Below are 552 nucleotides of genomic sequence, written 5' to 3'. Positions count from 1 at the left end.
AGTTAAAGCTTCATCACTTTTATCAAATTGTTCTTTAGTTTTATTATATAAAGCTAAATAAGCCTCTTTTGCTGTATAAAGTTTATCTACTAATACTCTATAATCTTTAGTTTCAGCAGTATACATAGCATTTGCTTCATTGTATATTGTTTCAGCTTGAGCATATTCTTCACCATACATAACATTAGCTTTAATTTGACTAGCATTAGTATAATTTTCATCAGTTTGTTTTTTTAGTATTTCAGAATAAGGTGCTAAACCTTTATCTAAAACTAAATTATAATTAGTTTCAGCTGTAAGAAGAAGCTCTTTAGCTTTTTCAGCTTCATCTTTGTTTTCTGCCTTCATAATGATATCAGCCTCTGCGTATCCTTTCTCAGCGATATCATAATCATCTTGAGCAAAAGTTTTAATTTCAGTATACTTGTTTACAGTTTCTCTTAATGCAGTAACTCTCTCATAATCTTTTGTAGGAAGCCCTCCGCAAGACATTACAAAGAAAGATAATGCTACTATTAGAGCCTTTTTACCTTTTAAACTCATATTAATACA

General features: G+C 29.3%; 1 protein-coding gene. It reads right to left on the bottom strand.

Annotated features, from left to right (window positions below):
* On the bottom strand, window positions 1–543 hold a 543-nt coding region (locus GQX97_RS14390; RefSeq protein WP_157152367.1), incomplete at its 3' end, for a hypothetical protein.
* Window positions 544–552 lie beyond the last annotated feature (9 nt).

Origin of the sequence: Brachyspira sp. SAP_772, assembly GCF_009755885.1 — a bacterium.
Classification (GTDB): domain Bacteria; phylum Spirochaetota; class Brachyspiria; order Brachyspirales; family Brachyspiraceae; genus Brachyspira.
This window is presented reverse-complemented; position numbering and strand designations above follow the sequence as displayed.